This is a genomic window from Methanosaeta sp. UBA356 (assembly GCF_002496465.1).
Taxonomy (GTDB): Archaea; Halobacteriota; Methanosarcinia; order Methanotrichales; family Methanotrichaceae; genus Methanothrix; species Methanothrix soehngenii.
Window position 1 is genome coordinate 389 of record NZ_DAKC01000014.1, and the last position, 7,536, is coordinate 7,924.

Consider the following 7,536-nt stretch of genomic DNA (forward strand, 5'->3'; position numbering starts at 1 on the left):
TATCTTACTGCGGGATGTGGGATTTAAGTTTGTGGTTGGTTCCGGATCGCGGTTCACCCCAGATGCAAAAGGATACAGAGAATTTGCGATTCAAGTTCACCCATGCCAAATATCGAGAAGCCATTAAAAGAAGATGAGCCTTCGGGGCTGGATCGATAAGGCCCCGAGATAATTCAAGGCCTCAGGGAATAAATCCTTGACCGTCCCTTCTTATTCACATTGATCTTGCCCTCTCTGCCCAGCCAGCCCAGTGCGCCATGGACATCATCTATCCGCAGAGCGGCAGACTTGGCCAATTCCCTGGCCGGCATCGGGCCCTTTAGGCTGAGCAGGTCCCAAATTATGCCGGCATTGATACCGAATACCAGATCCACAGACTCCTCCGTCATCCCCCCTCCCTTCCCAGTCTCTCTCTTTGATTTGACCGCTGCCACTCCTGCTTCAGTCATTCTTTTCTTCTTCCTGGACCTCGGTTTCTTCTCAGTTTCATTGACCATTTTTTATATCCTCCAATATGTATCCTTTTTTAAATACGACTTCATTGAATTTAAAGTTTTTCTGAGCTAAAATTGCAGATTTGGTCATAGTCACTGGTTCAAGGTGCGGGATGCAGGCCCAATGTGCTATATGTGAAATGTATATACCGATCCCGGCCCAAAAGCGATAAATACCGAGGACTATGACTTAATTGTTCGTAATGGTTCTGCATAAAGGAAGCAAGAGATCCACGTCTGGCGATTTCTTGAGGGGCTATTGTCATTCTTCTGCCTGGCTATGCTCTCATGGCAAAACGCCTTTGACACCAAAATCCCAAAGGAGAAACTGCTGCCGATTCCAGCACTGCAGAAGTTGCTGCAGATCTATCATCGCAAGAAGACGGGAATCTCTAAATATTCAAATAAAGAATAAAGGAGGACGAATTCGGAGGTTTAAATCATGCTTGATCGATTCACAAATTTCCTCACAATATTGATTACCTCTCTTTTGGCCATCTCTCTTTTCTGTGCCTTTGCCCTGGCAGAGGAAGAGGATGACAATGGTCCTGAGCATTCTCTAGGCTCGGGTGATTCTGATTGGTGGACGACATACCCGGACAAAAACATCGACTCTGGCTCTGCCGTAAATCACCCGGATTGGGTTATTGAGGCTCTGGAGGACAGACCTCTGCTGATCCTGATCCACCAGAACAACTGCCTGCCCTGCGTGACCCATGTCCCCAGGATAAATGATGCTATAAAAATCCACAACGACGATATCCGGTTCTACAGCATTCTGGCTGAGGGAGACGGAATCCTGAAGGCGATGGAGGTTCTGGATATCTACAGTCCCACAGGCAAGAAGCAGTATGTTCCCACCACCATCTTCCTCACTCTGATCGAGAACGAGGACGGCGAGGTTGAGGTTGGCTGGCATAGCGAGATTGATATCATGAGCACGGACGATATCAACAGCTATGCAGACGATTCCATTTACTATCACCAGCAGAATGCGGCTGACTGGGAGCAGTGATCGGCCTAATGGCAGTGAAAGATGGCGTGGGTGGTCTGAGCAAGCCGGGCTCTAATCCCCCTCACGCTCTCATTTTGCCAGTTTCTATTATATCTTTATTCGCGCTATTATTCATATCCCTATCCATCAGTCCCGCGCTAGCAGATGAAGCGCAGGCGCCGGACTTTTTCGCAACCAGCTGGGATCAAAGGAGCTTCAATCTATCCGATTTCATGGGCTCCCCGGTGGTCCTGCATATAACAAATATCGAGAACCCCCTATGCATTGAATGCGAAAAGTCCCTCTCGGGGCAAGTAGAGGAGCTTGCAGCCCTCAAGGCCCTAGACACCAATGTCCAGATAGTAACCCTGAACCTGAGGAAGAACCCCTATTCCATTGACGGCCGGGAGCTGGCCCAAACCTGGTGGGAGGTCAATATAACCTGGCCCTGGATCGAGGATCTGGACCCATATCCCATAGGGAGCAAATACCTGGACTATTGGACGGTGAGAGGCGGCTCTTCCAATCCCACCATTGTTCTGATCGACAAAGAGGGCAGAATCGGCCCGGTCTACCACGTCTACCGGGTGGGCGAAGGGATAGAAGATGGGGTGCAGAAGGCCCTGAGCCTTCTGGATGACATCCAGGAGCTCAATGGGACAGCTCTTATGGTGGAGGGGGAAGCCTCCCCTCCTGCAGAGGTGGAGGCCCGCCCAGAGGGGGCAACAAGCATGATCTCCTCCCTCTGGACCAGAATGGAGAATGAGGTCTCAAGGAAGGATGTCACCGCCTTTGGCATGTTCCTTCTGGGCATCTTCACCTCCCTTGCCCCCTGCTCCATCGCCCTGATGATTGCTGTGTTCTCTTATGTGATGACCGTTCGCAGGAAGGACGAATACCTGCGAGCCAGCGCCTCCACCTCAAGAGAGGGATTCATGATCGGCGTCGCCTTCACCCTCGGCATGGCGGTTGTCTTCTTTGTGCTCGGCCTGTTCATATCCCAGATAGGGGTCTTCTTCCGGGATTCAAAGCTCTTTGACCTTCTAGCCGGGGTAATCATGGTCCTGCTTGGAATCAGCAGCTTCAAGCCCCTGGGGGAGATCATCGAGCCGGTCATGGATCGCATCCGCCTGCATCGTGCTGCCATGGATGGGCTCGATGAGCCGTCCGAGAGCTCGGGCTTAAATGGGCCTATGGAGGAGAAGAAGAGCCTGCTCCAAAAGGCTGTGGAGTTCTCGCTAAAGCTCTTCCGCTATTCTGCGTTCATCGGCGCCTTCACCCTGGGGATCTTCTTCGCCCTGGGTTGGGCTCCCTGTGCCCTCTCCATGGTGATGCCGGTCCTGATCTGGCTGGCAAGCCAGGACGTTGCCCCCCTGGTCGGCGGGACGATGCTCTTCTTCTTCGGCATCGGCCATGGAGTGCCCATCATCCCCATCACCACCTTCTCCCGAATGGTGGGCGGCAGGATCGGGGAGAAGTATGTATCGGTGGGAGAGTGGACCAGCAAGATCTTCGGGCTGCTGGTGATCCTGGTGGGCCTGGTCTATGCCGTCAGGTATTTTGGATACCTGTTATGGTAGGGTACAATAACGGCGCAGCAATTGCAGTGTGAGGATATCGAGAGGAAGGTGAGATTACATTTCGACCATGCTGGAAAGCCTCCAGGAGATTGCGAGGGATCGAGTCTCCTCCTCGCTGGCAGAGAGGTGCTGCTACTCTTCCGACGCCTCTCAGATTTCTGGATACCCAGATTTCGTCGTCCGACCAGCGAATACGGGAGAGGTCTCCAGAATTATGATGCTGTGCAATGAGAGGGATGTGCCGGTGGTCGCCCGGGGAGCGGGAAGCGGACTTGCCGGCGGGGCGTCCCCGGTCTTAGGGGGCGTAGTTTTGGATATGTCTGGAATGAACCGCATTCTGGAGATGGATCTGGAGAACCTGCAGGTCATCGTTGAGCCGGGGGTGGTGGCAGAGAAGCTCAATCGGGCCCTTGAGCCTCATGGATTCTTCTTTCCCCCAGATCCGGGCAGCAGCGCCTTTTGCACCATCGGGGGCATGATCTCCTACAACAGTAGCGGCATGCGCTCGGTTAAATACGGCACCACCAGAAGCTATGTGCTGGATTTAGAGGTTGTGCTGGCGGATGGTAGGGTGATTCATACCGGCTCCCGGAACCTCAAATCCGCAGCCGGATACGACCTCACCCGTCTATTCGTTGGCGCAGAGGGGACCCTGGGCATCATCACCCGAGCGGGACTGAAGGTTGCCCCTCTGCCCAAAGAGAGACGGCTGGTATTCGCCAGCTTCGGGAGCGCAGAGGCTGCTGGCCAGGCGGTGATAGCGGTATTCTCCCAGGGGATAACCCCATCCGCCTGCGAGATACTTGACCGGACCACTCTAAAGGTCCTGAAGCTCGTTGATCCCGCGCTTGTCCTGCCGGATGACGGGGACGTGATACTATTCGAGGTGGACGGCTCAGGAGATTCGACCGCAGAGGCAGCAGCGCAGATAGAGGAGGTCTGCCGGCCGATGGCCATTACGATAAGGCAAGCTTCCGGCCGGGAGATGGAGCCCATCTGGGCGGCGAGGAGGCTGGTGGGAGCGGCCATTTCGCGTCTGGACCCGAAGAAGACCAGGATCTATATGGGCGAGGATGTGGGGGTTCCCATAAAGCAGATTCCGGCGCTGATTAAGAGAGTGCAGCAGATCACTGCAAGCGTGGGCATTCCTGCCATGAAGTACGGCCATATAGGAGACGGAAATCTGCATGTCGCATTGTTCATCGATGTCAATGATCCGGATCAGTGGGATCGGCTCAGGACGGCAGCGGACAGAATCCATCGAGCTGCTCTGAGCCTGGGGGGGACGGTCAGCTCCGAGCATGGGATAGGCCTTGCCCGGGCGGAGTATATGGCAGAGCAGGTGGGCGAGGAGACGATGAATGTGATGCGGGCGGTCAAGAAGGCCCTTGACCCCAGGGGGATACTCAATCCAGGAAAGATAGGGCTGTGACTGATATCACATTGACGACAGACTGGACCATGAAGCGATCCAGGAGGAGATGGATTTCGCCTCCTGCAACAACAACAATAACGCCAGGTATACGGCTGAGGTTTTATTCCGTAACTACCATGTATTTGAATATTCAGCTACGAATATTAACTGCAGAGACGCAGAGTTCGCAGAGACGTGGAAATTTACCTAATTAATGGCATATTTCTGAGCAAATAGTCGTCTCCGTTCGTTCGTCCTCCGTGCGCTCTGCGCCTCTGCGGTTTTATTCCGCATTCCGTAAACCACATGGTTAATTATCCCGCTACCCACTCGATACAGCGAAGAGCCAAAAGATTGAATGCGGCCCCAAAAGATTCAAACTATTGATTGACCATTAAGTGAAGCTTCGCTCATGAATCGTGGATTTCAGCATTCCACAGAATCATCTTTGCTCTTTTGAGCTTTTCATCGGATCAGCCGCTCTGAGCAGCTCAGCCACATCTTCCATGGAATTTTGCTCTCGCAGGGCAACCAGCTCCGGAGGCGATTCCTGGAATAGCTCCAGGGCGTTGAAGAACCTGTCCAGCACATCTCCCTTATAGGTGGGGACCAGGAAGATATGGGTATGAGGTATCCTCCTGCCCCGAGCATACATGCAGACAAAGTCCGGTTGCAGGGCGACCATAATCTTTTCCGCCACCACCTTTGCTGCTCTGAAGAGGCTGGCATTCTCATCATCTGAGAGTTCATGCCACCAGGGCACATGTCTCTTAGGTATCACCAGACAATGGCCTTTAGAAAAGGGGTTGACGTCCAGAATTGCCAGCGATAGTTCATCCTCATAAATCCTGTAGCATGGCAGATCTCCCGCCAGGATCTGGCAGAAGATGCAGCCTTTCTCTTTCCCGGTGCCCTCAGTCATAAAGCCTCCATTATGCTAATGACGGCATTATTGATGATCAATCCTTTGCCATACAAAATATCCCGTCAATCTGATTCGATGGAGATCTTTTTATGTCGGATGAACAGGATGCGATAGAACGAAATGCAGACCATGAACCAGGGTGAAAGAGCCTTCAATCTGTGCGTTCGCTGCGGGACCTGCCGCACCGTCTGTCCGGTCTTCGAGGAGGCCGGCTGGGAGTCGGCCAACACCAGAGGGCGGATGATGATAATCAAGGAGCTTTGCTCTGGCCGGCTGGAGGCAGATCAGGGGGTGAAAGACAGTCTTAACACCTGCACCACTTGCGGCTTATGCACTGAGAACTGTCCGGCAGGCATCTCTCCTCCGGATATCATAGAGAGAGCGAGGGGGATGCTTGTAGCCCTAGGATTAACCACCTCAGAGCTGGAGGATCTTGACCGGAAGATCCTGAACAGCGGCAACACCTTTGGCGAAAAAACCGACAGGCTCTGCTGGCTCCCTGATCGGAGCCTGATCCGGGAAAAGGCGGATTATGTCTACTTTGTGGGCTGCATGAACTCCTATCGCTACCATGAGACAGCAAGACGCACGTTCTCCATCCTCAGCCAGTTTGGAGCCACTCTGCTGCCAAGAGAGCAGTGCTGCGGCTCGCCCCTCCTGCGTACCGGCTTTGATGCCCGGAAGGTTATTGATGAGAACTCCAGACAGATCAAGAGGATAGGGGCCAGGACGGTGATCACCGGCTGTGCAGGCTGCTATACTACCCTGAAAAACAGCTATGGGAACCAGTTTCAGGTTTTGAGCGTGCCCGAGTTTCTTGCTAGTCACATCTCGGAAATCGATCTGAAGCCTCTGGATATCACTGTGACCTATCACGATCCCTGCCACCTGGGACGGCACAACCGGATCTACGAGCAGCCGCGCCAGGTCATAAGGGCCATCTGCCGCCTGGTAGAGATGAAAGCAAGCCGGAATGCTGCCCGATGCTGCGGTGGAGGGGGTGGGGTGCGAGCGGGATATAAAGATCTATCTCTGCAGATGGCCAGGAGGAGGCTGGAGGATGTGCCGGATGATGTGGATTATATTGTCACCTCCTGCCCGCTGTGCATCAGGAATCTGAGGGATGGGGGAGGGGGAGAGAAGGTGATCGACCTGGTGGACCTGGTGGGAATGGCTATGGAATGAAGGGGGATGAGCTGTCCATCGAGGAGGTGCTTCTCTTTCTGTAGAATATCTCAGATTTTTCCCCTTTCCATTCCACTCGATATCCCTCGTAGCCCCTCTGGATGAGCTCCCTCTGGCACTCGATATTCAAGCAAGTGATTGCGGTTTCATCTCCGGTGGCAGCCATACCTGTACCGGTCATCGGCCAGTTTACATTCTTATAGAGGATGTATCTCCACCAGCCGGCAAACTTGGGATTCAGTGCCCTGACCCTGAACCCGCAGGAGAGGAGGTTATTCAGGCTGACCGGATTTTTCGGGGATACGGTGCAGCAGATGTGCTCATACCCAGAGCTTTCCAGCACCTGCAGGTGGGCTGCGGCCAATTCCCGCTGCAGGCCGCATCCCCTGAAATGAGGGTGGACGGCGATGGCCTGGAGGTGGGCGAGTTTTTTCAGATCCTCTTCAGCCAGGTTCAAATCCCGGCCCAGGTTATCTTTCTCCATCCCTGGATAGCGAATTATGCTATAGGCGGCAAGCTTTTCCTCTGCCAGGACCCCCAGCACGGAGAGGTCCGTCTGGAATATCAGGCTGAAGTATTCCTCATCGTGAGGCATGAAGATTTCAATCTCGTGCAGGGTGCTGACTACCAGAGACTGCAGGGCGGCCAGGTCTGAGAGTGAGCACTCAGCAAGAAACCTCATCTCCAGGCATTTGCCCCGTCTTACGAAGCTGCGGGGATAGGAATCTGCCATATCTCTTTGGCCGGTCAAATGCTCTCGAACCATCTTCTTTATTTCTTCCTGGATTCAAAATATCTCTCGTACTCCTTTATGAGGGCCTCTTCATAAAGATCCTCGATATCCTCGGGAATGAAATTCTGCCTTCTTACCTCCCTGATCATTTCACGGCCCTCAATCTCCTCTGCCGTCATTCCCTTCTCGAAGTAATCATGAAATAATTCGT

7 protein-coding genes are annotated in these 7,536 nt (G+C 53.4%); 4 read left to right on the forward strand and 3 right to left on the reverse strand.

Translation table 11 applies throughout. The features are described 5' to 3' along the window. Window positions 1–173: 173 nt before the first annotated feature. Window positions 174–497, reverse strand: coding sequence for a winged helix-turn-helix domain-containing protein (locus tag BP727_RS00735; protein ID WP_286856832.1), 324 nt, complete (start codon window positions 495–497; stop codon window positions 174–176). Window positions 498–936: 439 nt separating this feature from the next. Here BP727_RS00735 and BP727_RS00740 point away from each other — a divergent pair, with 439 nt between their 5' ends. The 3 genes from BP727_RS00740 to BP727_RS00750 all read left to right on the forward strand — a co-directional run bounded on the left by BP727_RS00740 (window position 937) and on the right by BP727_RS00750 (window position 4,500). Continuing rightward, window positions 937–1,509, forward strand: coding sequence for a hypothetical protein (locus tag BP727_RS00740; protein WP_013720392.1), 573 nt, complete (start codon window positions 937–939; stop codon window positions 1,507–1,509). Between the two features lie 224 nt (window positions 1,510–1,733). Then, window positions 1,734–3,068: a cytochrome c biogenesis CcdA family protein gene (locus BP727_RS00745; protein ID WP_320353064.1), complete on the forward strand. Its 1,335-nt coding sequence runs from the start codon at window positions 1,734–1,736 to the stop codon at window positions 3,066–3,068. A gap of 67 nt (window positions 3,069–3,135) precedes the next feature. Then, window positions 3,136–4,500 (forward strand): FAD-binding oxidoreductase, encoded by a 1,365-nt coding sequence (locus BP727_RS00750; RefSeq protein WP_286856837.1) that lies wholly within the window; start codon window positions 3,136–3,138, stop codon window positions 4,498–4,500. Between the two features lie 424 nt (window positions 4,501–4,924). Here BP727_RS00750 and BP727_RS00755 read toward each other — a convergent pair whose 3' ends face one another. Further along, entirely contained in the window at window positions 4,925–5,404 is a 480-nt protein-coding gene (locus BP727_RS00755) for an HIT family protein (protein WP_286856839.1), read from the reverse strand. A 123-nt stretch (window positions 5,405–5,527) separates the two neighbouring features. Here BP727_RS00755 and BP727_RS00760 point away from each other — a divergent pair, with 123 nt between their 5' ends. After that, entirely contained in the window at window positions 5,528–6,592 is a 1,065-nt protein-coding gene (locus BP727_RS00760) for a (Fe-S)-binding protein (RefSeq protein WP_286856841.1), read from the forward strand. On the opposite strand, the gene BP727_RS00765 is transcribed toward BP727_RS00760, so the two are convergent. Continuing rightward, window positions 6,582–7,358 (reverse strand): GNAT family N-acetyltransferase, encoded by a 777-nt coding sequence (locus tag BP727_RS00765; RefSeq protein ID WP_273278572.1) that lies wholly within the window; start codon window positions 7,356–7,358, stop codon window positions 6,582–6,584. The genes BP727_RS00760 and BP727_RS00765 overlap by 11 nt on opposite strands. Window positions 7,359–7,536: the final 178 nt, after the last annotated feature.